Source organism: Streptomyces griseiscabiei (assembly GCF_020010925.1).
GTDB lineage: Bacteria > Actinomycetota > Actinomycetes > Streptomycetales > Streptomycetaceae > Streptomyces > Streptomyces griseiscabiei.
This window is the reverse complement of record NZ_JAGJBZ010000001.1, coordinates 3,059,330-3,083,462: the sequence shown is the minus strand read 5'-3', so window position 1 is coordinate 3,083,462 and position 24,133 is coordinate 3,059,330. Positions and strand designations below refer to the sequence as shown.

The window sequence follows — 24,133 nt, the reverse complement described above, 5'->3', positions numbered from 1 at the left end:
CATCCGGGGGCGCCGACGGGGCCACAGGTCTGCCTGGGGATATTTCCGTATCGGCACCGAACAAGCCCAATACTCTAGTGCTCGGGTGACTACGGCCTGTCGTATCGGCCAAGCGGGGGTGACCTCCGGGCGACCCGGAGAAGCGGGACCATGGGCCTTGACCTGGGGTTTTCCTGGTGGGGAGAGACGTCGCCCACATTTCGTCAGTCTAACGCGCGAAGGCCGCGACCCTGGGGTCGCGGCCTTCGCCACTATGTGTCCGAGGGGGGACTTGAACCCCCACGCCCGATAAAGGGCACTAGCACCTCAAGCTAGCGCGTCTGCCATTCCGCCACCCGGACAAGGTGTCTGTCGTGCGGGGTGCTCCCCGCGGCGACGAGGAAAACATTACCAGGCTTTCCGAGGCCCCCGATCACACCCTGTTCCCGGGGGCGGGCGGGCGTGAACGGCTTGTGACGGGCCGGTCCCGGTCTTGGGGCGGACCGCCGGGCAGGAGGAGGATGAGGGGGAACCACCAGCAGCGACAGCGGGAGGAACCAGCGTGAGTGAGACGGACACGGGCAGGCACGTGACCGGCGAGGACGAGGTCGTCGACCTCTGCCGCGAGCTGATCCGGATCGACACCAGCAACTTCGGCGACCACTCGGGCCCGGGTGAGCGCGAGGCCGCCGAGTGGGTCGCCGAGAAGCTGGCCGAGGTGGGGCTGGAGCCGAAGATCTTCGAGTCGCACCCGGGCCGCGCCTCGACGGTGGCCCGTATCGAGGGCGAGGACCCGTCCCGGCCCGCGCTGCTGATCCACGGCCACACCGACGTCGTCCCGGCCAACGCGGCGGACTGGACCCACCACCCCTTCTCCGGCGAGGTCGCGGACGGCTGTGTGTGGGGCCGGGGCGCCGTCGACATGAAGGACATGGACGCGATGACGCTGGCGGTCGTCCGCGACCGGCTGCGCAGCGGCCGCAAGCCCCCGCGCGACATCGTGCTCGCCTTCCTCGCCGACGAGGAGGCCGGCGGCACCTACGGGGCGAAGCACCTCGTGAAGAACCACGCCGATCTCTTCGAGGGCGTCACCGAGGCGATCAGCGAGGTCGGCGGGTTCTCCTTCACGGTGAACGAGCAGCGGCGGCTCTACCTGATCCAGACGGCCGAGAAGGGCATGCACTGGATGAAGCTCACGGTGGCCGGTACGGCCGGCCACGGCTCGATGATCCACCGGGACAACGCCATCACCGAGCTGTCGGAGGCCGTCGCCCGCCTCGGCCGCCACCAGTTCCCGGTCCGGGTCACCAAGACCACCCGGGCCTTCCTCGACGAACTCGGCGACGCGCTCGGCACCACGCTCGACCCGGAGGACATGGAGGGCACCCTCGCCCGGCTCGGCGGTATCGCCAAGCTCATCGGCGCGACCCTGCGCAACACCGCCAACCCGACGCAGCTCGGCGCCGGCTACAAGGTCAACGTCATCCCGGGCGAGGCCACCGCCCATGTCGACGGGCGGTTCCTGCCGGGCTTCGAGGAGGAGTTCCTCGCCGACCTCGACAGGATCCTCGGCCCGAACGTGCGGCGCGAGGACACGCACTCGGACAAGGCGCTGGAGACGTCCTTCGACGGGACGATCGTCGACGCCATGCAGTCCGCGCTGCTCGCCGAGGACCCGGGCGCGAAGGCGGTCCCGTACATGCTCTCCGGCGGTACGGACGCCAAGTCCTTCGACGACCTCGGTATCCGCGGTTTCGGGTTCGCGCCGCTGAAGTTGCCGCCGGAGCTGGACTTCGCGGGGATGTTCCACGGTGTGGACGAGCGGGTGCCGGTGGAGGGGCTGAAGTTCGGCGTACGCGTGCTCGACCGTTTCATCGACGCGTCCTGATCGGCCCGGTATTGAGATTCGACGCTTATTCGGTCGCGCGTACGAAGATCAACCGTGACGGGTGAATCCGACCATAAGCTCGTAGCTCCATTACTCCCTCCTCGTTACAGGTGATGCGACTCGCTACTTGGGGTCGCTTTGCCAACAAGGAGGAATAATGCTCAAGAAGGTCGTCGCCGCTGCGGCAGCCACCGGTGGTCTGGTTCTCGCGGGCGCGGGTCTGGCCGTCGCCGACGCCGGGGCCCAGGGTGCCGCCGTCGGCTCCCCGGGTGTCGCGTCCGGCAACGTCGTCCAGGTGCCGGTTCACGTCCCCGTGAACGTGTGCGGCAACACGATCTCGGTGATCGGGCTGCTGAACCCCGCCTTCGGCAACACCTGCATCAACAAGTGACGTTGTGCCTCACCAGGTGAGGGTCTGAAATAACCGTCGGCCCCGGAGTGCGCGCCATGCACTCCGGGGCCGACCGGTATCCCGGCAAGGTGTAAAAGATCAGAACATAGGGCTAAGGCAGGTAATTCAGCAATGCGACAGGTCACCCGCAAAGGCCTCATGACGGTGGCGGCCGCGTCCGGAGTCCTCGCCGCGGCGGGCGGTGCGGCGCACGCCGACGCCGGCGCGCAGGGCTCCGCCACCAACTCACCCGGCGTGCTCTCCGGCAACACCGTGCAGGCGCCGGTGGAAGCCGAGGTCAATGTCTGCGGCAACACGGTGAGCGTGGTCGGACTGCTCAACCCGGCGGCAGGCAACAAGTGTTCCAACGGCGGAGGCGGCAAGCACGCCCGTGGCGGCGGCCACGGTGGGGGCGGCCACGGCGGCGGCTCCCAGGCCTCCGGTCACGCCAGTGACTCGCCGGGTGTGGCGTCCGGCAATGTCGTCCAGGTGCCGGTGCACGTTCCGGTCAACGTGTGCGGCAACAGCGTCGACGTCCTCGGCATCGGCAACCCCGCCACTGACAACGACTGCCACAACGGTGGCGTTGGCGATGGCGGCTACGGCTCCTCGCACGGCGGCTCCCAGGCGGACGGCCACACCAGTGGCTCGCCGGGTGTGGGCTCCGGCAACACCGTGCAGGTCCCGGTGCACGTTCCGGTCAACCTGTGCGGCAACACCGTCAGCGTGATCGGTGTCGGCAACGGCGTCTTCGGCAACGACTGCGGGAACCCGGGCGGCGGAGGGGCGCCCGAGACCCCGGACGACGGCCACCAGAACCCGCCGGGCGACTCCGAGGAGGCGTCCCCGCAGGTACCGACCAAGCCGGTCCAGCCGGGCAAGCCCGACGGTGAGGTCTCCCGCGGGGACACCAACACCCCGGGCACGCAGAGCGTCAGCCGGCCCGACGGTGCCGCGCAGCTCGCCCAGACCGGCGCGGAACTGCCGCTGGGCCTCGCGCTCCCGCTGGGCGCGGGCGCACTGATCGGGGGCGCCCTGATCTACCGCAAGGCACGGGCCGCCGCGCTGTAGCGCCTGACCGGCACCCGCGAACGGAGCGGGCCCCGCACCAGCGGGGCCCGCTCCGTCTCAGTTCCGCCCACTCACCACGTGGCGCGCACCTGGCGGATGATCCGTCGGCGCAACCGCACCCTGCGGCTGCCATCACGCAGCAGGCTCAGTCGGTCCAACTCCCAGTGTCCGTACTCGGCATGGTCCGTCAGCAGGCGTGTGGCGTCCTTGCGGGAAACCCCGCGCGGTACGTACACGTCGACAAATTCGTATTCCGGCATCGGTATCTATTGTGCGGGCTGGGGCCCGGTACGGATAGCGTCTGCACTATGTCTGATGCTGCGCAGCCCACCGCTGCCGAGGTACGCGCCGCCGCCGAGGCGGTCAAGACCGCGCTCGACCGCCACCTGGCCGCGGTCGAACGCCGGTCGGGTGAGGACGACCCGGCCGTCTACGAAGCGTTCAACGAGCTGGCCGCCGCCGCCGAGGAGTACGACGAACTGCTCTACGACCGCTACGACGAGGTCACTCCCTTCGAGATCCCCGGCACCGAGGACATGCCGCCGTACACCGGCCCCGGGGAACCCGGCGCGCTCAGCGTGCTGATCCGCCGGGACTACACGGTGGCCGAGCCGCAGCGGTTGCTGGCGCAGGCGCAGCGGGTGGAGGCCGCGGAGGAGCCGGTCGGCCCGGAGGGGGCCGCGAGCACCGTGCACGGCGCGCTGGGGCTGCTGTTCGGTGAGTTCGAGCCCGACGAGATCGCCTCCCGGCACAAGGAGTTCGGCCTCGAGGAGGGCGACTCCACGCTCTGGGTGACCGCCGCTGACGACACCGCCGAACCGGGGGAGTGGCTGGAGGCACCCTTCGAACAGGTCGATCCCCAGCGGGTCGTCTGCCGCTTCGACGTCAGCGCCGTCTTCGACGACGACGTGGAGGACGACGACCTGGACGACGACGTCGTGCTCGTCGCGGAGCTGGACGAGGACGAGGACCTGGAACCGATCGACGCGGACCGGTAGGGGGTTCGAGACGGCCCCGCGCCCCTGAAGACGGCCCCGCGGGCCGCCCCAGGGGCGCGCTCTCGTCAATCCGCCGCCGGCACCTGGGCCCTCAGCAACGCCGGCAGCCGGGTGGTGCGGGGCTTCGCCGGCACCTCGGCGACCGCGTGGGGCAGGGCCTGCTCCACCCCGTGCACCACGGACAGATGCCGCTCGGCCCGGCCGAAGGCCGTGTAGACCCAGGGGCGGCTGAGGACCTGCGCCGCGTCCCCCGGCAGCACCACGACCGCCGCCGGCCATCGCTGCCCCACCGCCTGGTGCGCGGTCAGCGCCCACCCGTGCCGCACCCTCTGCTCGACCCGCTCCTTCGGGACGACGACGGCCACGCCCGCGCACTCCAGATGCAGCCCCTCGGCGTCGGCCCTCACCACCCGGCCCGGTGTCGTACGGCCCGGCGCGGGGGAGTAGGCCACGCGGTCGCCCGGGTCGAACCCGCCGAAGCGGCCGGGCCCGGGGTTCAGCCGTTCCTTGAGCGCGGCGTTGAGCGCGCGTGTCCCCGCCGCGCCCCCGTGTCCGGGGGTGATCACCTGCACCTCCTCGGCGGTGATCCCGAACGCCCTGGGCACCGAGTCCACGACGAGCTGGGCGGTCCGGTGCACCGCCTCGCCCGCGTCCCGCACCGGCACGATCACGACCTCCTTGCCGGGCGCGTCGACCTGGTTCAGCTCGCCGATCCCGATCCCGGAGACCAGCTCGCCGACGGGCCCGAAGTCGGGTGTCCGCGAGGCGACCTGGGGGCAGGTACGGGCGGCGAGCAGATCCGCGAAGACCCGGCCGGGCCCGGCGGACCACAGCACCCCCGGGTCGCCGCTGAGCACCAGCCGGGCCCCGTCGGGCAGCGACTCGGCCAGCAGGGCGGCGGTCTCCACGTCCAGCTGGGGCGCGTCCAGCACCACGAGCAGGTCGAGGGCGAGCGCGCCGTCCACATCACGGCCGGGTCCCTCGGCACCGGAGAGCAGCCCGGCGAGGGTCGCCACGGCGGGGGCGGCGCCCTCCTCGGTGTCGCCGCCCCCGGCGGAGTCGCCGCTCTCGGCTGAGTCCAGGCGCGCGGCGAACCGCCGTCCGCCGTCCGCGCTGTGCGTCGCCGCGTACGCCCGCAGCCCGAGCGTCCGGGCGGCCGTGACCAGCGCAGCCGGTTCGGCGCGGGCCGCCTCGCCGCCCGTGTGCAGCACGAGTCCGTGTCCGGCGACGGCGCGGATCAGCTCGGCGGCGGAACGCGGCGCCGAGGCCGCCGCCGACTCCCAGCCGGCCGGGTCCTCCTTGGGCAGGGAGTTCACGACCCGGGCGAGCCCGTCGGCGAGGCTCTCCTCGGCGAGGGCGTAACGCTCCAGACCGATGAGGACACGGACCGGGCGCTCCTCCTCCGTCTCGTCGCCGCCCGCGTCCGGGCCGGCGTCCACGGGGGCCGACCGTGTCGTGTGCGGGGTGTCGTCCAGCGCGTCCTGGAAGACCAGGGCCTCACCCTCGGCCACGGTGCTCTGGACGGCCTCGTCGGGATCGGGCACGGAACGCCGGGCGAGCGCCGCGACCAGGGCCGGCGCCTCCAGCGCCGTATGACCGGCGACGGCCGCCTGCTCCAGCAGCCACACGGTGACCGCCCGGCCCCGCCGCTCGTCGTCCGGGCGGCACTCCGCGCCGAGCAGTGCCCGCGCGAACCCGTCCGCCTGCTCCGGCCGTACGCCCGGAACCCGCAGCAACTGCCAGGGATCCTCGCGCAGTCGGGCCCCGGCGCCCTCGCCGAGCGCCTCGGCGACCTGGGGCACCAGTGCCTCGGGGGCGCCGCCGTCGGCCAGCACCGCGCGCACCGCGTCGAGGGTCTCGCCCGACGGGGCCGCCGCACCGGGCGCGGGCGTCATGGGCCGGGGCTCCCGCACCGGCTCGGGCGCGGGCCTGCGCGGCGCGGGCTCCGGCTCGTCGAAGGCGGTCGCCGTGGGTTTCCGGCCGCCCTCCACCGCCCGTACGGCGGCCAGCAGATCGGCGGCCGTCCCGCTGAGCTTGGCCCCGCTCGTGATCGGCGCCGACTTCTCCGCCTTTCGCCGCTCGATCCGCTCCCGCTCCAGTCGCTGAGCCGCCAACTCGGCCTGTGCCTCGGAGACTTCGGGGGCGGCTTCGGAGGTGGTCCCGGCCGGGGCGGCCTCGGTGCCGTCCGTCTCGGTGCCGTCCGCCTCTGCGCCGTCCGCTTCCGTGGCTTTCGCGGTCTGCGCGGACTCGCTGTCCGCCGCCGGGTCCCCTTCACCGGGCGCGGTGGTGCCGTCGGCAGGGGTCCCGTCGCCCCGTCCCCCCGGCTCGTCCGGCTCCGTGGTCGCGGGCTCCGTGCTCACAGCGTGCTCCAGTCGTGATCGGGATAGCGGTGCACGGGCGCCGACACATCGTCGAGGGCCCGGCAGATCTCGTCAGGAAGACTAAGGGTCTCCACTGACAGTGCCCCCGCGAGCTGCAGCGCGTTGCGCGCGCCGATGATGGGCGCGGCCACCCCGGGCCGGTCGCGCACCCAGGCGAGGGCCACCTGGATCGGGGTCACGGCGAGGCCGTCCGCGGCGGTCTGTACCGCGTCCACGATGCTCGTCGCCGTCTCGTCGAGGTACGGCGCGACGAACGGCGCCATGTGCTCCGAGCCGCCCCGTGAGTCCGGGGGCGTGATGTGGCGGTACTTGGCGGTCAGCACCCCGCGGCCCAGCGGCGAGGAGGGGAGCAGACCGATGCCCAGGTCCAGCGCGGCGGGCAGCACCTCGCGCTCGACGCCGCGCTGCAGCAGGGAGTACTCCAGCTGCGTACTGGCCAGACGGGTGCGTATGCCGGGGGCCGCGAGCTGCCAGGTGGCCGCCTTCGCCAGCTGCCAGCCGCAGAAGTTGGAGACCCCGGCGTAGCGGGCGCGGCCGCTGCTGACGGCCAGGTCGAGGGCCTGGAGCGTTTCGTCGAGCGGGGTCTCGGGGTCGTAGGCGTGGATGTGCCACACGTCGACGTAGTCCGTGCCCAGCCGGGCCAGGGAGGCGTCCAGGGCGGCGAGGAGGTGGCCCCGGGAGCCGTCGAAACGGCGGTCGGGGTCCGGGACGCTGCCGGCCTTCGTGGAGATGACAAGGTCACGGCGGGGCACCAGCCCGTCCATCAACTGCCCGAGCAGATACTCCGCCTCGCCGTCCCCGTACACGTCGGCCGTGTCGACGAGGCTTCCGCCCGCCTCCCAGAACAGCTTCAACATGTCCGCGGCGTCATGCTCGTCCGTGTCGCGGCCCCACGTCAGGGTGCCGAGCCCGATCCGGGACACGCGCAGGCCGGTACGGCCGAGATGCCTCTGCTCCATGAACGCCGACATTACTGGCCGGAGTTCGCCACGTGGGGGCCTGTGGATAACCGATTTGGTTCAGGCCGCGATTCCGTGAATCCCCAGGTCATCGCCCGACTGCGGGAACGTTTCTTGTGGGGATTGCCCTGGCATGGGGGTTGTGGCGGTCGAGGATGTGCTGTTTCCCGGGATCGATGTGCGAGTCACGGCGGTGCACGTCACTGCAGAGAGAGTCGCCGTCGAGGCCACGTCATGCGGGCGACCACCTCCCTGTCCAGACTGCGGCTGTCCGGGACGTCGCGTGCACTCTCGATACGTGCGCCGGATAGCCGAACGCCCGGCTGCGGGACGGCCGTTGGCCATCTCGCTCAGCGTGCGTCGGTTCTTCTGCGACCGGCCCGAGTGCCGCCGGCGGACGTTCGTCGAGCAGGTCTCGGAGCTGAGCGAGCGGTACCGGCGTCACAGCGTCGGGCTGCGGCGATGGATGCAGGCCATCGCAACGTTCCTGGGCGGACGCCCAGGTGAACGCCTGTGCCAGGCCCTGCAGTTACCCACCGGCCGCACCTACCTGCTGGGGTTGCTCACTGCCCCGGCAGTGCCCGAGCGGTCGCCTCGGGTGCTGGGTGTTGACGAGTTCGCCTTCCGCAAGGGCTGGCGTTACGGCACCGTCCTGGTCGACATCGAGGCGGCCCAGGTCGTGGACGTCCTGCCGGACCGGGACGCGGTGACCTTCGCTGCCTGGCTGCGTGAACACCCCGGCGCGGAGATCATCTGCAGGGACCGGGCCAGCGCCTACTCCAAGGCCGTCCGCGACGCCGCCCCCGGCGCTCAGGAGGTCGCCGACCGATGGCACCTGCTGCACAACCTCTCCTCCGCGGTCGAGAAGACATGCCACCAGCACCGCCCCTGCCTGCGCAAACAGGCCGAAGCCGACCAAGACGCAAAGCCCAGGCGGATCATCAATCCGCTTCCTCCGCCGACTCTGCCGCCCACAAAGATGGCCGTCCGTACCGTCGACCGGTACTCGGACATCCACCGCCTGCTGGCACAGGGGCACACCATCTCCGAGATCGCCCGGCGACTGCACCTGGACCGCAAGACCGTCCGCCACTTCCGCGACACCGGCCTCGACGAGCTGCTGGCCTCCGCCCGGTGCGGCCGCCCCAAGGGAGTGCTGGAGCCGTTCACCGCCTACCTCACCGAACGGTTCACCGACGGCGTGACCAGCCCGACCGACCTCTTCCGCGAGATCCGCCAACGCGGCTACCAGGGCAGCGATCTACCCGTGCGCCGTTACGTGGCCGGACTCAAGACCGGGACCGTCGAACCCGCCCGCGGAGCCATCCCGAGCCCACGCAAGATCACCACTTGGATCATGGTTCCCCGCAGTGCCCTGAAGCACCAAGAGGAGGACGAACTCCTCAAAGTCCGGCTGGCGTGCCCGGACATCGCCCGGGCCTGCGACCTCGCCTGGACCTTCCACGACCTGGTCCAACACCGGCGCGGTCACCGGCTCTTGGAGTGGGTCCGCCAAGCCGAGCACGACGCACCCGCCCCGGTCTTGTCCTTCGCGCAGAGTCTGTGCCTCGACCTCGACGCGGTCACCGCCGGCCTCACACTGCCGTGGAGTTCGGGCATCGTCGAAGGCCACGTCAACCGCATCAAGACCATCAAGCGGACCATGTACGGCCGAGCCTCGTTCCGCCTCCTCCGCACCCGAATCCTGCTCCGATCATGATCTGCGGATTCACGGAATCGCGGCCTGAACCACCGATTTCCCCACGGTGCGCCCGTCGTGAGCGACCAGCCACAATCCACCCGCACCCGCCCGACAGCCGCATCCCCCGGTAGGGTCGGCGCCACAAGGGACGTTACTGATCGGTAAGGGAAGGGCGGGTCTCAATGAAGCTCGGGATCAACCTCGGCTACTGGGGCGCCGGAATGGACGCGGACAACCTGGCCGTGGCCCAGGAGGCCGACCGGCTGGGCTACGCGGTGTGCTGGGCGGCGGAGGCGTACGGCTCGGACGCCGCCACCGTGCTCAGCTGGGTCGCGGCCAAGACCGAGCGGATCGACGTGGGTTCGGCGATCTTCCAGATCCCGGCCCGCCAGCCCGCGATGACCGCGATGACGGCCGCGACCCTGGACTCGCTCTCCGGCGGCCGTTTCCGCCTCGGCCTCGGCGTCTCCGGACCGCAGGTCTCCGAGGGCTGGTACGGCGTCAAGTTCGACAAGCCGCTCGCCCGCACCCGCGAGTACGTGGAGATCGTCCGCAAGGCGATGACCCGTGAGCGCCTGTCGCACGACGGCGAGCACTGGACGCTGCCGCTGCCCGGCGGCCCCGGCAAGCCGCTGAAGCTGACCGTGCACCCCACCCGTGAGCACATCCCGCTGTACATCGCCGCGATCGGCCCCAAGAACCTGGAGCAGACCGGCGAGATCGCCGACGGCGCCCTGCTGATCTTCCCCTCGGCCGCGCACCTGGAGGACACGGCGATCACGTACCTGCGGGCGGGCCGGGAGAAGGCCGGCAAGACCCTCGACGGGTTCGACGTCTGCCCGACCCTGCCGCTGGCCGTCGGCGACGACAAGGACGTCACGACGCTCGCCGACACCTTCCGCCCGTACACCGCGCTGTACGTCGGCGGCATGGGCAGCCGCAAGCAGAACTTCTACAACCAGCTCGCCCGGCGCATGGGCTACGAGAAGGAGGCCGCCGAGATCCAGGACAAGTACCTGGCCGGCGACAAGACCGGGGCCGCGGCGGCCGTCCCGCACGAGCTGATCGACCAGACCACGCTGCTCGGGTCCGTCGAGCGCATCGCCGACCGGATGAAGGCCTACGCCGCCGCCGGGGTCACCACCCTCACCCTCGCCCCCGCGGGCTTCACCCTGGACGAGCGGATCGCCTCGCTCCGGGCCGGCTCGGAGGCCATGGAACGGGCCGGACTCGCGTGACCCGCTGACCCGAACGGCGCAACGGCCGACGAGGGCCGGAACAGGGCCGGAGCGGCCGACGCGGAAGCACTACGGCCGTGGTGGGGGCTCGGGGGTCTTCCCCGCCACGGCCGTCACCCGGGACAACGCGGCACGGCCTGTCCGGTTACGCCCCCGCGCCGCCCCGGCCTCCTTCGTTCGGCGGATTTGTCCGACACAGCTGTTGCCCGGCTCCTGGTACCCCATTTGACTCGTTTTCTGCAGGCCCCTGCCAGGCCCCCTGCAGAGAGGTGTCTTTCGATGCTTTCGGCCAAGAGTCTGTTCCAGGAGATCATCGACGACGACGAGTCGTTCCGGCTGTTCTGCTCCATCGCCGCCAGCGGGGAGACACAGGGCGGCTGGGAGAACGCGCGCATCGCCGCGCTCGTCCCGCCCAGCGAGCGCGCGCTCGCCCCCAAGATCACCCGTCACGGCGCCGACGAGGACAAGCACGGGCGGATCTTCAACGCCCTGATGAAGAAGCGCGGCCTCCAGCCCACCGAGGTCCCGCCCGAGACCGACTACACCATGCTGCTGGAGCGCAAGGGCATCGGTCTCGCACACGACAAGCTCAAGGCCGACCAGGCCCTCTCGGCGCGCGACATCATCGTCTACCTGTCCCACAGCCGGGTCACCGAACAGCGGGCCGCCGACCAGATGGTGATGCTCCGCAAGCACTTCGAGACCCACCCCGAGATCGGCAAGGCCGTCCGGATGATCTCCGACGACGAGGACAACCACCTCGCCTACACCCACGAGGAACTGCTGCGCTACGCCGCCGCCGGGCACGGCCGTCTCATCCAGCGGACCCTGCGCGAGTGCGCCCTCGCGGAGATCGCCGTCTACCGGGACGTCAGCCTCGCCGTGATGGACCGCATGGGCCGCATCCTGGGCTGGCCCAGGGCGAAGGCGGCCGTCCTCGCCGCGGGCATCCACGCCGTGTACGCCTACGAGCGGGCCTTCGGCTGGCGCCGCATGGTCACCCTGGAGATGCCGGAACGCCGTGACGCCCTCGGCGGCCCGGCGACGGCGGCCCCCGAGTTCGCCTAGGGCGTGTCCGCAAAGTCCCGTCGTCCGCCCGGAGGGCGGGCCCCGCGGCGTCGTGGGGGTACCTCCCGGTCGAGCGAAGCCGAGACTGGGGGAGCGTGCTCTCGGCATGCCGGGCGGAAGCCCTCGTACTGGATGTACTTGGGTTTTCGCCCGGTGCGGTGGTGGGGGCCCCTCCCGCTCGGGCGCAGCCGGGAGTGGGGGAGCGTGCCAGGCGCCGCGGGGCAGGCGGGACTTTGCGGACACGCCCTAGGACGGGCGGCCCGGCACGCGCGCGTGGAGCCCGACAGCCGCCCCGCGCGCGTGCCGTCCGCTACAGCCAGCCCCGCCGCTTGAAGAGCCGGTGCAGCGCGAACTCCAGCACGACCAGCGTGCCGATCAGCGCCGGGTACGCCCACACCCAGTGCAGTTCGGGCATGTGGTCGAAGTTCATGCCGTAGACGCCCGCGACCATCGTGGGGACCGCGGCCATCGCCGCCCAGGCGGAGATCTTCCGGACGTCGTCGTTCTGGCGGACGCTCATCTGCGCCAGATGCGCCGAGAGGATGTCGGAGACCAGCCGGTCCAGCCCCTCGACCGTCTCGTTCACGCGCGTGAGGTGGTCGTTCACATCGCGGAAGAACGGCCGCGCCGCGTCGGGGACGAACGGCACCCGGCCGCCGAGCACACCCGCGAGCCGGGCCAGCGGCTGCGCGAGGGGGCCCGTGGCCCGGCGGAACTCCAGGATCTGCCGTTTGAAGGCGTAGATGCCGGACGCCGTGTGCCGTGAGCCGCCGGAGGCCGGGGAGAACACCTCCGTCTCCAGCTCCTCCAGGTCGGTGCCCAGCTCGCTCGCCACGTCCACGTAGTGGTCCACCACGGCGTCGGCGATCGAGTACAGCACCGCGGTCGGGCCGTGCCGGAGCATCTCGGGCTCCGCCTCCAGCCGGCGGCGCACGGCCGCGAGCGGTGCCTGTTCGCCGTGGCGCACGGTCACCACGAACGAGTCGCCGATGAAGACCATGACCTCGCCGGCCGAGACGACGTCGTTCTCCGGCTCGTACTCCACCGGCTTGAGGACCACGAACAGGGAGTCGTCGTACACCTCCAGCTTGGGTCGCTGATGTGCCTTGAGCGCGTCCTCGACGGCCAGCGGATGCAGCGCGAACTCCTCGGTGACCTGGGCGAACTCGTCCTCCGTCGGCTCGTACAGGCCGATCCAGACGAACGCCTCGCCCACCGCGCGGCACTGCGACAGGGCGTCGGAGAGGTCCGCGGGGCCTTCCGTCCGGCGCCCGTCACGATAGATGGCGCAGTCGACGATCACGCTGTGCATCCTCCCGCCGCCCGGCCGGAAACGCACCCCGGCGTACGCCCCTGCCGTGCGTGTTTCCGGGTGCGCCTAGGCTGGGGCGCATGCCCACGTTGATCCTTGTCCGGCACGGACGGTCCACCGCCAACACCGAGGGAGTGCTCGCCGGGTGGACGCCCGGGATCGCACTCGACGAGCGAGGCTCCGCGCAGGCCGCGGCGCTGCCCGGCCGGCTCGCCGGGCTGCCGATCGCCGAGGTGGTCAGCAGCCCGCTCCAGCGCTGCCAGGAAACGATTCGCCCGCTCCTCGACGCCCGGCCCGACCTCACCGCGCACACCGACGAACGCATCGGCGAGTGCCACTACGGCGACTGGTCCGGCCGCAAGCTCGCGGAGCTGGCCGACGAGCCGCTGATGGGAGTCGTGCAGACGCATCCGACGGCCGTCGAGTTCCCCGGCGGCGAGTCGATGCGGGCGATGCAGCACCGGGCCGCGGAGGCGGTACGGGAGTGGAACGCGCGCGTGGAGCGTGAACACGGGGCCGACGCCGTGTATCTGATGTGTTCGCACGGCGACATCATCAAGTCGCTCGTGGCGGACGCACTCGGACTTCATCTGGACCTCTTCCAGCGGATCTCTGTGGAACCGTGTTCCATCACCGCGATCCGTTACACACGACTCAGGCCGTTTCTCGTCCGCCTCGGCGACACCGGGGACTTCTCGTCCCTGGCGCCGCGCGAGGAGCCCCCGAGCGGTGACGCGACCGTCGGGGGCGGTGCGGGGGCACCGTGATCGTCAACCGCAGTAGGGTGAAGCGGTCGCGGCGGAGCTGAACCAGTCAGCATCCGGCGCGGCCGGTCCCGACGTCGATTCCAATGGAGACAGGACGTGTCCCGTCAGGTGTTCCTCTACGACCCCCCGGACCGCTTCGTGGCCGGTACGGTCGGGCTGCCCGGGCGCCGGACCTTCTTCCTGCAAGCCTCCTCGGGGCAGCGTGTGACCAGCGTCGCCCTGGAGAAGACCCAGGTCGCCGCGCTCGCCGAACGCATGGACGAACTGCTGGACGAGGTCGTGCGGCGCAGCGGCGGCAGCGCCGCGGTGCCGGCCGTCGCCCCCACCGAGGTGTCGGACACGGCGCCGCTGGAGGCCCCTGTCGAGGAGGAGTTCCGGGTCGGCACGATGGCGCTGGCCTGGGACGGCGACGAGGAGCGGATGATCGTCGAGGCCCAGGCCCTGGTGGAGCTGGACGCGGACTCCGAGGAGGACCTGGCCGAGGCGGAGGAGCGGATGCTCCAGGACGAGGAGAACGGCCCGCCGATGCTCCGTGTCCGTCTCACCGGCACCCAGGCCCGCGCCTTCGCCAAGCGGGCCCTCGACGTCGTCAACGCGGGGCGCCCGCCGTGCCCGCTGTGCAGTCTGCCGCTCGATCCGGAGGGACACGTATGTCCGCGCCAGAACGGATACCGGCGCGACGCGTGACCTCCTCCGCCGAGTCCTCCGCCACGTCGCCGTCGTCCACCGGGGCACCCGCCCAGCCGTCCGACGGCTCCCTCGTCACGCTGCTCGCCGAGGGCGAGTTGACCGTACGGGGGCGGGTGCGGGAGGCGTCCAACGCGGTGCTCTACTGCACGGTCTCGTACGACGGGCGGGAGACGGCCTGCGTCTACAAGCCCGTCGCCGGGGAGCGGCCCCTGTGGGACTTCCCCGACGGGACGCTCGCGCAGCGGGAGGTCGCCGCGTACGCGGTGTCCGAGGCGACCGGCTGGGGGCTCGTACCGCCCACGGTGCTGCGGGACGGGCCGTACGGGGAGGGCATGTGCCAGCTGTGGATCGAGGGCGAGGCCGGGTCCGAGCTGCTGGCCCTGGTGGACGGCGAGGAGGCCGGGGAGGGCTGGAAGGCGGTCGGGTTCGCCGAGGTCGGTGAGGGGAGGACCGCGCTCCTCGTGCACGCCGACGATCCCCGGCTGCGGCGGCTCGCCGTGCTGGACGCGGTCGTCAACAACGCGGACCGCAAGGGCGGGCATCTGCTGCCGGCCGCAGAGGGGCGCCTCTACGGCATCGACCACGGGGTCACCTTCAACGCCGAGAACAAGCTGCGGACGCTGCTGTGGGGGTGGGCCGGGGAACCGCTCACGGACGAGGCCCTGGAGGTCCTGGCAGGACTGCGGGACGCCCTCGGCGAGGGCGGGGCGCTGGCCGCGAAGCTCGTCGCGTTGATCACACCGGCCGAGCTGGACGCCACCCGGGAGCGGGTCGCCGCGCTGCTGAAGAGCGGCCGTCACCCCGAGCCCAGCGGCGACTGGCCGGCGATCCCCTGGCCCCCGGTCTGACATGACGGCCGGGGCCCCCGCGCCCCGTCAGGGGCGCGGGGAACTGCGCGATCAGCCACGTACGGGCGTAAGCCGCAGGACAGCCCGTACCCCCGAGCCGGAAGGCGCCCCCGCCGATCCCCCGGAGGGACCCCGCATAGCCGCGCGGGGATCGGGTTAGGCTCGTGACATGCATGCCTGGCCCGCTTCTGAGGTCCCCGCCCTGCCCGGCAAGGGCCGCGACCTTCGGATCCACGACACCGCGACCGATGGGCTCATCACCCTTGACCCCGGTCTCGTCGCCCGTATCTACGTCTGCGGAATCACCCCGTACGACGCGACCCACATGGGTCACGCGGCGACCTACAACGCGTTCGACCTCGTCCAGCGCGTGTGGCTCGACACCAAGCGGCAGGTTCACTACGTCCAGAACGTGACGGACGTCGACGACCCCCTGCTGGAGCGGGCCGCGCGCGACTCCATCGACTGGGTGGCCCTCGCCGAGAAGGAGACCGCCCTCTTCCGCGAGGACATGACCGCCCTGCGGATGCTCCCGCCGCGCCACTACATCGGCGCGGTCGAGGCCATCCCCGGCATCGTCCCGCTCGTCGAACGGCTCCTCGACTCCGGTGCCGCCTACGAACTCGAGGGCGACATCTACTTCTCCGTCGAGTCCGACCCGGACTTCGGCAAGGTCTCGCGCCTGGACGCCGCCACCATGCGGCTGCTCTCCGCGGAGCGCGGCGGCGACCCGGAGCGAGCCGGGAAGAAGAACCCGCTCGACCCGATGCTGTGGATGGCCGCGCGCGAGGGCGAGCCCAGCTGGGACGGCGGCTCCCTCGGCCGGGGCCGCCCCGGCTGGCACATCGAGTGCGTCGCCATCGCCCTGGACCACCTCGGCATGGGCTTCGACGTCCAGGGCGGCGGCTCCGACCTCGCCTTCCCGCACCACGAGATGGGCGCCTCGCACGCGCAGGCGCTGACCGGCGAGTTCCCCATGGCCAAGGCGTACGTGCACGCCGGCATGGTCGCGCTGGACGGCGAGAAGATGTCGAAGTCCAAGGGCAACCTGGTCTTCGTCTCCAGGCTGCGCCGCGACGGGGTCGACCCGGCCGCGATACGCCTCGCGCTCCTCGCCCACCACTACCGGGCCGACTGGGAGTGGACCGACCAGGTGCTCCGGGACGCCGTCGCCCGCCTCGGCCGGTGGCGCGCCGCCGTCTCCCGGCCCGACGGACCGCCCGCCGAGGCCCTGGTCGAGGAGATCCGCGAGGCCCTCGCGAACGACCTGGACGCGCCGGCCGCCCTCGCCGCGGTCGACCGCTGGGCCGCGCTCCAGGCGGAGCGGGGCGGTACGGACGAGGGCGCGCCCGGTGTCGTGTCACGCGCGGTGGACGCGCTCCTCGGGGTGGCCCTGTGAAGTAACGACTCTGCACAGGCGTCCGGCAGTAGGGCGCCTTCTCCTGACAGCAGGGCGCCTTCTCCGGCCGGACTCCGGCCGGAGAAGGCGCCCTTTCGTCGCAATCCCCTCAGAAGCCGTTCCGGGGCTGTCAAGGCGCTGTCGGTCGATTGCGAAGCGCTGCAGGGCCGGTCGGCATGTGATGGGGTGACAGACGTCAGTTGAAGCCGGACCGGCCAGCTGCCGGTCCCTTCGTGGAAGGGACGCACCGTGGCACCCCCGCAACCCCCGCATTCCGCGCAGTCCCCCTACTCCGCGCCACCCCCCACCACCCCCCACCTCAGTCGGCGAAGACTGCTCACCACGTCCGCCGCCACCGCCGGCGCACTGCTCGTCGGCTCCTCGGCGGCGAGCGCCTCCGCCTCGTCCGCCGTCCCGGGACCCGCCTCCGAGGACACCTGGCCCGACCTCCTCCCGCTGCCCGACGGCTTCCGCCCCGAGGGCATCACCATCGGCGCCGGCCCCTACGCCTACCTGGGCTCCCTGGGCGACGGCTCGATCTACCGGGCCGACCTGCGCACCGGCGAGGGCCGTATCGTCTCCGCGGGCCCCGGTACGCCCTCCGTCGGGCTCAAACTCGACGACCGGGGACGGCTGTTCGTCGCCGGACGCGGTCAGGGCGCCCGTGTCGTGGACGCCCGCACCGGCGAGATCATCGCCTCGTACACGCTGACCACGAAGACACCGACCTTCGCCAACGACGTCTTCCTCACGGCGGGCGCCGCCTGGTTCACCGACTCGTTCCAGCCCGCCCTGTACGCCCTGCCGCTCGGCCGGAACGGCCGGCTGCCGGCTCCGGACGACGTCGTCACGGTCACGCTGGGCGGTGCCTGGACCCAGACCCCCGGCGAGGTCGTCAACGCCAACGGCATCACCCGCACCCCGGACGGCAAGGCCCTCCTGGTCGTCCAGTCCGGCGCGGGCGGACTCCACCGGGTCGACCCGAGGACCGGGGTCACGACCCTCGTCGACCTGGGCGACGCGGCGCCCCTCACCAACGGCGACGGCCTGCTGCTCCTCGGCCGGCGGCTCTACGTCGTCCAGAACCGCCAGAACGCGATCGACGTCTTCCAGCTCTCCGACGACGGACGCAGCGGCATCTTCGAGGGCCGCCTCAGCGACGCCGAATTCGACGTCCCGACGACGGTCGCGGCCCACAGGAACCGCCTCTACCTCCCCAACGCCCGCTTCACGACGACCCCGACCCCGGAGACGAGCTACGCGGTGGTGTCGGTCAAACGCTGAGCAACTGGTGACTCCGGGCCCACAGCCCCGCGCCCGAAGGGGCGCGGGGCTGTACTCGATGTGCGGCTCCGCCGCGTGGGCGCGACCAGCCACAACGAACTCGCAGATCCCGCGCAGCGTCCTCCTGCGGAACCGGCGGGCTCTACTCGTCCGACGAATCGTCATCCTCGGTCTCGGCTTCGGCCTCCGGCCGCGACGGCTTCGGCGGCCGTGTCCGCCCCCCGGGGTTCTCCTTGGGGTTCCACGCCCCGGAGCCCGTGTCACCCCCGTCAGCCGTGGCATGCCCCCCGGCCGGACCGGCGGAGCCGGGCCCCCCGTCGCGCCGCCGCAGATACCGCTCGAACTCCCGGGCGATCGCCTCGCCCGACGCCTCCGGCAGCTCCGCCGTGTCCCGGGCCTCCTCCAGCGTCTGCACGTACTCGGCGACCTCGCTGTCCTCCGCGGCCAGCTGGTCCACGCCCACCTGCCAGGCGCGCGCGTCCTCGGGCAGTTCGCCCAGCGGGATGCGTACGTCGATCAGGTCCTCCAGCCGGTTCAGGAGGGCCAGCGTCGCCTTCGGGTTCGGCGGCTGCGAGACGTAGTGCGGCACCGCGGCCCACAGCGAGACCGCCGGGACACCCGCGTGCGTGCACGCCTCCTGGAGGATGCCGACGATGCCCGTGGGGCCCTCGTACTTGGTCTCCTCCAGATCCATGCGCTGTGCCAGATCGGGGTCGGACGTGACACCACTGACCGGGACCGGACGCGTGTGCGGGGTGTCCCCGAGCAGCGCGCCCATGATGACGACCAGTTCGACACCCAGTTCGTGGGCGAAGCCCAGCAGCTCGTTGCAGAACGAGCGCCAGCGCATCGACGGCTCGATGCCTCGGACGAGTACGAGATCGCGGGGCTTGTCGCCGCCGATCCTGACCACCGACAACCTTGTCGTCGGCCAGGTGATCTTCCGTACACCGCCGTCCAGCCACACCGTGGGACGGTTCACCTGGAAGTCGTAGTAGTCCTCGGCGTCCAGCGCCGCGAACACCTCGCCCTTCCATTCCCGGTCCAGATGCGCGACCGCGGTGGAGGCGGCGTCGCCGGCGTCGTTCCAGCCTTCGAACGCGGCCACCATCACTGGGTCGATCAGCTCGGGAACCCCCTCCAGCTCGATCACCCAGCGCCTCCTTCCGACGTGCCCTCGCGTACGCCCCAACCTTACGGCGTGCCGAGGGGCCCTCCGCAGCCCCCTTGTACGGGGGAGTGAACGGATCAATGCCCCGATCGCACGGCCGGAACACGCGCCGGTCGCCAGGGTTCCAAGTGATCAACTTCTCACAGCGTCGACCGCAGCCACTGCTCCACGCTCGCGATGTGCACCGTCGCCCAGGAGCGGGCGGCGTCGGCGTCGCGGTCGCGGAGGGCGGTCAGGATGGCGCGGTGCTCGTGCAGGGTCCGGCTGACGGCGTCCTCCTGGGTCAGACCGCGCCAGATACGGGCCCGGGTCGTGGGGCCCGACAGACCGTCGAGGAGCGAACAGAGCACGGAGTTGCCGGAACTCTGCACGATGCCCCGGTGGAACTCCAGGTCGCAGGCGACCAGTTCCTCCACCGACGGCTCGGTGCCGAGCTTGTCCAACTGGGACGTCAGCGCGTCCAGTTGCTGTTCGCTGATCTTCAGCGCGGCCATCGCCGTGGCCGCCGGTTCCAGTATGCGGCGCACGGCGAGGAACTCCAGGACCGTGTCGTCGCGGTGGAAGTCGACGACGAAACTCAGCGCTTCGAGGAGGAGTTGGGGATCGAGGCTGGTCACATAGGTGCCGTCGCCCTGCCGTACGTCCAGGATGCGGATCAACGACAGGGCGCGCACGGCCTCGCGCAGGGAGTTGCGGGACAGCCCCAGATCGGCGGCCAGCTCGCTCTCCTTGGGGAGCCGGTCGCCGGGGCGCAGCGCGCCGGAGACGATCATGCCCTTGATCTTCTCGATCGCCTCGTCGGTGACTGCCATGGCGGCCCTCCCTGTCGTTCCCTGTCGCTCTTGGTCGTCCCGGTCGTCCCGGTCGTACAGACATCCGATGTCTCAGGTCATTATGGGGGCTCCAGCGCCTCTATCAGGCCAAAGCCTCCAGATCCGCCAGGGCGGCGGCCTCGTCGACGGTGGTGAGGACCCGGTCGCGCATCAGCACCCGCCCCTCCACGACCGTGTCCCGCACGTCCGCCGAGTGCGCGGCGTAGGCGAGGGTGGACCAGGGGTCGTGGCGCGGTCGCAGATGGGGTCCGCCCAGGTCGAGCACGATCAGGTCGGCCCGCTTGCCCGGCTCCAGGGAGCCCAGGTGGTCGCCGAGGCCCAGCGCGCGGGCGCCCTCGATCGTGGCCATGCGCACCGCCTGCTCGGCACCGACCGCCGTGGGGTCCCCGGCCGCCTTGTGCACCAGCGCGGCCTGCCGTACGGCACCCAGCACGTCCAGCGTGTTCGAGCTGACCGCCCCGTCCGTGCCCAGCCCGACGGTGACGCCCGCGCTCAGCAGCCGGGGCACCGGGGCGATCCCGCAGCCCAGCTTCAGGTTCGACACCGGGCAGTGCGCCACCGAGGTCCCGGTCCGGGCCAGCGCCGCGATCTCCGGGCCGGTGAGGTCCACCGCGTGGGCCAGCAGCAGATCGGGGCCGAGCAGCCCGAGCGAGTCCAGCAGTTCCACCGGGCGCCTGCCGTACCGCACCTCGACCATGGCGACCTCGGTGGCGTTCTCCGCCGCGTGGATGTGCAGCAGCGCCCCGAACTCCCGTGCCAGGGCGGCGATGTCGACCAGCTGGTCCGGGCCGAGCGTGTACGCCGAGTGCGCGAACAGCACCGGGCGCGTGCCCGGGCGGCGGGAGCGGTCGGCGAGGTCCCGGCGGGCCCACTCCAGCCGCTGCCCGTACTCCAGGCCGTCGGCGGGGTCGGGCACGTCCATGAAGGTCGGGCCCGTGTGCAGCCGCCAGCCCGCCTCGCGCGCGACCCGCTCGGCCGCCTCGTGGAACCAGTACATGTCCAGCGCGGACGTCACCCCGGCCCGCAGGCTCTCGGCGATCGCGACCCGGACCGCCGCCGCCACGTTCTTCGGCGACAGCAGCTCCGCCTCCCAGCGCAGCACCCGCTCCAGGAACCCCTGGAGGGTGACGTCGTCCGCGCGTCCCCGCAGCAGGGTCATCGCCAGATGGGTGTGGGTGTTGACGAGCCCGGGGAGCACCAGGCAGCCCGAGGCGTCGACGGTCTCCGCCGCCGTGTGGGCCGCACGGATCTCCTCCGCCGGTCCGACCGCGACGATCTCCCCCTCGCGCACGGCGACCGCGCCGCCCCGTACGAGAGTTCCGGCCTCGTCGACGGTCAGGACGTCACCGCCGTGGACCAGCAGATCGACGTACTCGCTCACGCGGCGTCCCCCTCGAAGCCGTCTGCCCCGGACCCGGTCCCCTCGGACCCGGCCCCTTCGAACGCGTACTCCTCCGCCAGCAGCCGCAGTGCCTCCAGCGCCACGACCGCCCCGCGCTCCACCCCGAGCGCGACGACCTCGCGGTGCGGGTCGTAACCGCCGGTGGCCTCCTCGTCGACCAGTTCGTCGGCGTTCACGCCGTCCACGACGAGCACCCCGCCCGCGACCAGACCGCGCAGCGACGCCGTCACATACAGCGCGGACAGCTCCATCTCGATGGCGGCGAGCCCGGCACGGTCGTACGCGTCGAGCGGGATCAGCCCGGGCTGGAAGGCCGCCCTCGTCCATACGATGCCCCGGTGATGCGGTGCTCCCACCTCACGGGCGGCGCGCTGGAGCGCGATGACCGCCTCGGGGGCGGAGACCGCCGGGTACTCGGGCGGCAGCAGCTGCCGGGTCACCCCGTCGTCGCGTACGGCCGCCTCCGCGATCACCAGGTCGCCGTCGCCGATCCCGGGCCGCATCGCGCCCGCCGTGCCGAACCGCAGGAAGGTGCGGACCCCCGCGTCCGCCAGCTCCTGGAACAGCAGGATCGCGCCGGGACCGCCCACCCCGTGCGAGGCGACGACGACCGGCACGCCCTTCCAACTCCCGCTGAACACCCGGTACTCACGGTGGTACGACACCTCCTCGGCGCCGTCCAGCAGCGCGGCGACGGCCGCGGCGCGCGCCGGGTCGCCGACCACGACCGCGCGCGGCGGCAGCCCGGCCCTGGGTATCCGGGTGATGGGCAGCAGGTCCTGTGTCATGCGGTGGCTCCAGAGCGGTTGGGGTGGTCGGTGCCGGTGCTGCCCGCGGCGGCGCGGGGGCTCCGGCGTCGGCGGCGGGCCGTCGTCAGGAAGAGGGCGCCGAGCGTGACGACGTACGGGGCGGCGTCCGTCGCCTGCTGCGGCAGACCGAGCCCCTGCAGGCGGAAGCCGGCGGCCTCGGCGAGACCGAAGAGGAGCGCGGCGAGCAGGACGCCCAGCGGCAGCGCGCGGCCGAGCAGCACGGCGACCACGGCGATCCAGCCCCGCCCGGCCGTCATGTTCTCGGAGAACAACGTGACGTTCCCCAGGGCGAGTTGGGCGCCCGCGAGTCCGCACAGTACACCGGAGACGAGCACCGCCGCGTACTTGTACCCGGTGGGGCTCACCCCGAGCGTGGCCGCCGCGTCCGGTGCCTCGCCGACCCCGCGCAGCCGCAGCCCCCACACATGGCGGGACAGGACGAGCGCGGCCACACCGACGGCGGCCCACGCCAGATAGGCCAGCGGGGAGAGCCCCCCGATCAGGGGCAGTCCCGCGAGTGACGGATCGTCGAAGGTGCCCTGGACGCCGAAGACCGTGCGCAGCAGGAAGCTGGTCAGGCCGACGGCGAGCAGGTTCATGGCGATGCCGAGGACCACCGCGTCGCCGCGCAGGGTCACCGCGCCGACGGCCAGGACCAGGGAGTACGCCGCTGCCGCGAGGACCGCCGCGAGGACACCGAGCCAGGGGCTGCCGGTGAACCAGCTGGTCGTCACCGCCGTGAAGCAGCCCAGCAGCATCATGCCCTCGAGGCCGATGTTGAAGACGCCCGCACGCTCGCACAGGGCGCCGCCGAGCGCGGCCAGCAGGATCGGGGTGAGGGCGCGCAGCGCCGACATCAGCAGATCGGAGTCGAAGAACATCACACGGCCGCCTTCCGCCGGTTCCGCCCGCCGGACCACCGCCGCGGGAACCGCAGCCGGGCCGCCAGGAACACGATGACGACGGCCTGGAGCACCTGCGTCAGCTCGCGCGGCACCTCCGTCGTCCGCTCCATCGACAGCCCGCCGACCTGGAGGACCGCGAAGAAGAACGAGGCGAGGAGCGTGCCGAGCGGCGCCGCCGCCGCGAGGAGCGCGGCCGTCAGCCCCGTCCAGGTGTAGCCGGGCGCGGTGAGCGAGCCGTCCAGGAAGCGGTACGGGAAGCTCAGCACCCCGATCGCCCCGACGAGCCCGGCGAGCGCGCCCGACACGGACGTCAGCCGGAGCGTCAGCCCCGCGCGCTCCACACCGGCGTACGCGGTGAAACGCGGGTTGAGGCCGGTCATCCGGATCTCGTAGCCGAGCGCCGTGCGCCGGTCCGTGAACCAGTACGCGGCTGCCGCGAGGAGCACCAGCAGCAGCCCCACGGTCACCGTCGACGCACCGAACGCGGGCAGCGCGACCCCCTCCGGGAGCCGGCGGGTCTGGGGGAGGCTGGACCCTGGCTCCTTGAGCGGATAGCGGGCCAGCCAGGAGGCGAGCGACACCGCCGGATAGCTCAGCAGCAGGCTGCTGACCAGCAGCGGAACACCCAGCCTGTTCTCGCAGAGCGCGGCGAGCGCGGCGTACGCGGCACCGGCGGCCATGCCCGCCAGCAGGGCGAGGACGACGGTGAGCGGTGCCGGGAGCGGCGAGTACAGGCCGGTGACGGCGGCCGTGATGCCCCCTAGGACCAGCTGTCCGTCACCGCCGAGGTTGATCAGCCCGGCGCGCAGCGGGATCGCCAGCGCCAGGGCCATGCCGAGCACACTCGTGCCGGTGGTCAGCGTCGAGCCGATGCCGTCCGCGCCGAGCGAGCCGGTCAGGACGGCGCCGTACGCGGTCAGCGGATCGGCGCCCGTGCCCAGCAGGAACAGGGCGCCGACGACGACACCGGCGACGACGGAGAACGCGACGGGGGAGCGGAGGGCGGCCGTCGCACGGCCGCCGGGTATGCGGTTCATG

22 protein-coding genes and 1 tRNA gene are annotated in these 24,133 nt (G+C 72.2%); 12 read left to right on the top strand and 11 right to left on the bottom strand.

Annotated elements, in window-relative coordinates; all coding sequences use genetic code 11:
* Window positions 1–256: 256 nt before the first annotated feature.
* Window positions 257–341, bottom strand: a tRNA-Leu gene (locus tag J8M51_RS13390).
* A gap of 200 nt (window positions 342–541) precedes the next feature.
* On the opposite strand from J8M51_RS13390, the gene J8M51_RS13385 reads away from it, so the two are divergent.
* The 3 genes from J8M51_RS13385 to J8M51_RS46115 all read left to right on the top strand — a co-directional run bounded on the left by J8M51_RS13385 (window position 542) and on the right by J8M51_RS46115 (window position 3,329).
* Window positions 542–1,867 carry a M20/M25/M40 family metallo-hydrolase gene (locus tag J8M51_RS13385; RefSeq protein ID WP_086755263.1) on the top strand — a complete coding sequence of 442 codons (1,326 nt, stop codon included), beginning with the start codon at window positions 542–544 and terminating at the stop codon, window positions 1,865–1,867.
* A 157-nt stretch (window positions 1,868–2,024) separates the two neighbouring features.
* Window positions 2,025–2,258: a chaplin ChpH gene (gene chpH / locus J8M51_RS13380; protein WP_033531632.1), complete on the top strand. Its 234-nt coding sequence runs from the start codon at window positions 2,025–2,027 to the stop codon at window positions 2,256–2,258.
* A gap of 132 nt (window positions 2,259–2,390) precedes the next feature.
* Window positions 2,391–3,329 carry a chaplin gene (locus J8M51_RS46115; RefSeq protein WP_086755264.1) on the top strand — a complete coding sequence of 313 codons (939 nt, stop codon included), beginning with the start codon at window positions 2,391–2,393 and terminating at the stop codon, window positions 3,327–3,329.
* Between the two features lie 71 nt (window positions 3,330–3,400).
* On the opposite strand, the gene J8M51_RS13360 is transcribed toward J8M51_RS46115, so the two are convergent.
* Window positions 3,401–3,589, bottom strand: a complete 189-nt coding sequence (locus J8M51_RS13360; protein WP_005485166.1) for a DUF5703 family protein — start codon at window positions 3,587–3,589, stop codon at window positions 3,401–3,403.
* 48 nt (window positions 3,590–3,637) lie between these two features.
* Here J8M51_RS13360 and J8M51_RS13355 point away from each other — a divergent pair, with 48 nt between their 5' ends.
* The gene (locus tag J8M51_RS13355; protein WP_086755265.1) at window positions 3,638–4,327 is read left to right on the top strand and encodes a hypothetical protein; all 690 of its coding nucleotides are present in this window, start codon (window positions 3,638–3,640) and stop codon (window positions 4,325–4,327) included.
* Between the two features lie 65 nt (window positions 4,328–4,392).
* Here J8M51_RS13355 and J8M51_RS13350 read toward each other — a convergent pair whose 3' ends face one another.
* Both J8M51_RS13350 and J8M51_RS13345 read right to left on the bottom strand, forming a co-directional pair.
* Window positions 4,393–6,687: a helix-hairpin-helix domain-containing protein gene (locus tag J8M51_RS13350; protein ID WP_086755266.1), complete on the bottom strand. Its 2,295-nt coding sequence runs from the start codon at window positions 6,685–6,687 to the stop codon at window positions 4,393–4,395.
* On the bottom strand, window positions 6,684–7,667 hold the full coding sequence (locus J8M51_RS13345) for an aldo/keto reductase (RefSeq protein ID WP_086755267.1): 984 nt from the start codon (window positions 7,665–7,667) through the stop codon (window positions 6,684–6,686). The genes J8M51_RS13350 and J8M51_RS13345 overlap by 4 nt, the downstream gene beginning before the upstream one ends.
* Before the next feature lie 133 nt (window positions 7,668–7,800).
* Between J8M51_RS13345 and J8M51_RS13340 the strand changes: the two genes are divergently transcribed.
* The 3 genes from J8M51_RS13340 (at window position 7,801) to J8M51_RS13330 (ending at window position 11,675) form a co-directional block, all read left to right on the top strand.
* On the top strand, window positions 7,801–9,387 hold the full coding sequence (locus J8M51_RS13340) for an ISL3 family transposase (protein WP_267299183.1): 1,587 nt from the start codon (window positions 7,801–7,803) through the stop codon (window positions 9,385–9,387).
* A 164-nt stretch (window positions 9,388–9,551) separates the two neighbouring features.
* Window positions 9,552–10,607 (top strand): LLM class F420-dependent oxidoreductase, encoded by a 1,056-nt coding sequence (locus J8M51_RS13335; RefSeq protein ID WP_086755156.1) that lies wholly within the window; start codon window positions 9,552–9,554, stop codon window positions 10,605–10,607.
* Window positions 10,608–10,886: 279 nt separating this feature from the next.
* The gene (locus J8M51_RS13330) at window positions 10,887–11,675 is read left to right on the top strand and encodes a hypothetical protein (protein ID WP_086755157.1); all 789 of its coding nucleotides are present in this window, start codon (window positions 10,887–10,889) and stop codon (window positions 11,673–11,675) included.
* Between the two features lie 310 nt (window positions 11,676–11,985).
* Here J8M51_RS13330 and corA read toward each other — a convergent pair whose 3' ends face one another.
* Entirely contained in the window at window positions 11,986–12,978 is a 993-nt protein-coding gene (corA, locus tag J8M51_RS13325; RefSeq protein WP_179203044.1) for a magnesium/cobalt transporter CorA, read from the bottom strand.
* Window positions 12,979–13,067: 89 nt separating this feature from the next.
* On the opposite strand from corA, the gene J8M51_RS13320 reads away from it, so the two are divergent.
* The 5 genes from J8M51_RS13320 to J8M51_RS13300 all read left to right on the top strand — a co-directional run bounded on the left by J8M51_RS13320 (window position 13,068) and on the right by J8M51_RS13300 (window position 17,975).
* Window positions 13,068–13,754: a histidine phosphatase family protein gene (locus J8M51_RS13320; protein WP_086755159.1), complete on the top strand. Its 687-nt coding sequence runs from the start codon at window positions 13,068–13,070 to the stop codon at window positions 13,752–13,754.
* 96 nt (window positions 13,755–13,850) lie between these two features.
* On the top strand, window positions 13,851–14,441 hold the full coding sequence (locus tag J8M51_RS13315) for a DUF3090 domain-containing protein (RefSeq protein ID WP_086755160.1): 591 nt from the start codon (window positions 13,851–13,853) through the stop codon (window positions 14,439–14,441).
* Entirely contained in the window at window positions 14,405–15,292 is an 888-nt protein-coding gene (locus J8M51_RS13310) for an SCO1664 family protein (protein ID WP_086755161.1), read from the top strand. The genes J8M51_RS13315 and J8M51_RS13310 overlap by 37 nt, the downstream gene beginning before the upstream one ends.
* Window positions 15,293–15,461: 169 nt before the next feature.
* Window positions 15,462–16,691, top strand: coding sequence for a cysteine--1-D-myo-inosityl 2-amino-2-deoxy-alpha-D-glucopyranoside ligase (gene mshC, locus J8M51_RS13305; RefSeq protein WP_267299182.1), 1,230 nt, complete (start codon window positions 15,462–15,464; stop codon window positions 16,689–16,691).
* A gap of 249 nt (window positions 16,692–16,940) precedes the next feature.
* Complete coding sequence (locus tag J8M51_RS13300) at window positions 16,941–17,975, top strand: SMP-30/gluconolactonase/LRE family protein (protein WP_267299181.1); 1,035 nt, start codon at window positions 16,941–16,943, stop codon at window positions 17,973–17,975.
* A gap of 142 nt (window positions 17,976–18,117) precedes the next feature.
* Here the strand turns inward: J8M51_RS13300 and J8M51_RS13295 are convergent, their stop codons facing one another.
* The 6 genes from J8M51_RS13295 to J8M51_RS13270 form a co-directional block, all read right to left on the bottom strand.
* On the bottom strand, window positions 18,118–19,128 hold the full coding sequence (locus J8M51_RS13295; protein ID WP_086758194.1) for a PAC2 family protein: 1,011 nt from the start codon (window positions 19,126–19,128) through the stop codon (window positions 18,118–18,120).
* A 158-nt stretch (window positions 19,129–19,286) separates the two neighbouring features.
* Window positions 19,287–19,958 carry a FadR/GntR family transcriptional regulator gene (locus J8M51_RS13290; protein ID WP_086758196.1) on the bottom strand — a complete coding sequence of 224 codons (672 nt, stop codon included), beginning with the start codon at window positions 19,956–19,958 and terminating at the stop codon, window positions 19,287–19,289.
* 103 nt (window positions 19,959–20,061) lie between these two features.
* Complete coding sequence (locus J8M51_RS13285) at window positions 20,062–21,360, bottom strand: amidohydrolase (protein WP_086758197.1); 1,299 nt, start codon at window positions 21,358–21,360, stop codon at window positions 20,062–20,064.
* Window positions 21,357–22,169 (bottom strand): nucleoside phosphorylase, encoded by an 813-nt coding sequence (locus J8M51_RS13280; RefSeq protein ID WP_086758199.1) that lies wholly within the window; start codon window positions 22,167–22,169, stop codon window positions 21,357–21,359. The genes J8M51_RS13285 and J8M51_RS13280 overlap by 4 nt, the downstream gene beginning before the upstream one ends.
* Window positions 22,166–23,071, bottom strand: coding sequence for an ABC transporter permease (locus J8M51_RS13275; RefSeq protein ID WP_086758206.1), 906 nt, complete (start codon window positions 23,069–23,071; stop codon window positions 22,166–22,168). Before J8M51_RS13275 ends, J8M51_RS13280 begins: the two co-directional genes overlap by 4 nt.
* Window positions 23,071–24,132, bottom strand: coding sequence for an ABC transporter permease (locus J8M51_RS13270; RefSeq protein ID WP_086758200.1), 1,062 nt, complete (start codon window positions 24,130–24,132; stop codon window positions 23,071–23,073). Before J8M51_RS13270 ends, J8M51_RS13275 begins: the two co-directional genes overlap by 1 nt.
* Between the last annotated feature and the right edge of the window lies 1 nt (window position 24,133).

Excerpts from the sequence above, each read along its gene's own strand:
- J8M51_RS13345 (WP_086755267.1), bottom strand. The coding sequence starts at position 7,667 with ATGGAGCAGAGGCATCTCGGCCGTACCGGCCTGCGCGTGTCCCGGATC.
- J8M51_RS13270 (WP_086758200.1), bottom strand. The coding sequence starts at position 24,132 with ATGAACCGCATACCCGGCGGCCGTGCGACGGCCGCCCTCCGCTCCCCC.
- J8M51_RS13355 (WP_086755265.1), top strand. The coding sequence starts at position 3,638 with ATGTCTGATGCTGCGCAGCCCACCGCTGCCGAGGTACGCGCCGCCGCC.
- J8M51_RS13340 (WP_267299183.1), top strand. The coding sequence starts at position 7,801 with ATGGGGGTTGTGGCGGTCGAGGATGTGCTGTTTCCCGGGATCGATGTG.
- J8M51_RS13280 (WP_086758199.1), bottom strand. The coding sequence starts at position 22,169 with ATGACACAGGACCTGCTGCCCATCACCCGGATACCCAGGGCCGGGCTG.
- J8M51_RS13290 (WP_086758196.1), bottom strand. The coding sequence starts at position 19,958 with ATGGCAGTCACCGACGAGGCGATCGAGAAGATCAAGGGCATGATCGTC.
- J8M51_RS13335 (WP_086755156.1), top strand. The coding sequence starts at position 9,552 with ATGAAGCTCGGGATCAACCTCGGCTACTGGGGCGCCGGAATGGACGCG.
- J8M51_RS46115 (WP_086755264.1), top strand. The coding sequence starts at position 2,391 with ATGCGACAGGTCACCCGCAAAGGCCTCATGACGGTGGCGGCCGCGTCC.
- J8M51_RS13330 (WP_086755157.1), top strand. The coding sequence starts at position 10,887 with ATGCTTTCGGCCAAGAGTCTGTTCCAGGAGATCATCGACGACGACGAG.
- chpH (WP_033531632.1), top strand. The coding sequence starts at position 2,025 with ATGCTCAAGAAGGTCGTCGCCGCTGCGGCAGCCACCGGTGGTCTGGTT.
- J8M51_RS13360 (WP_005485166.1), bottom strand. The coding sequence starts at position 3,589 with ATGCCGGAATACGAATTTGTCGACGTGTACGTACCGCGCGGGGTTTCC.
- mshC (WP_267299182.1), top strand. The coding sequence starts at position 15,462 with ATGCATGCCTGGCCCGCTTCTGAGGTCCCCGCCCTGCCCGGCAAGGGC.
- J8M51_RS13320 (WP_086755159.1), top strand. The coding sequence starts at position 13,068 with ATGCCCACGTTGATCCTTGTCCGGCACGGACGGTCCACCGCCAACACC.
- J8M51_RS13275 (WP_086758206.1), bottom strand. The coding sequence starts at position 23,071 with ATGTTCTTCGACTCCGATCTGCTGATGTCGGCGCTGCGCGCCCTCACC.
- J8M51_RS13310 (WP_086755161.1), top strand. The coding sequence starts at position 14,405 with ATGTCCGCGCCAGAACGGATACCGGCGCGACGCGTGACCTCCTCCGCC.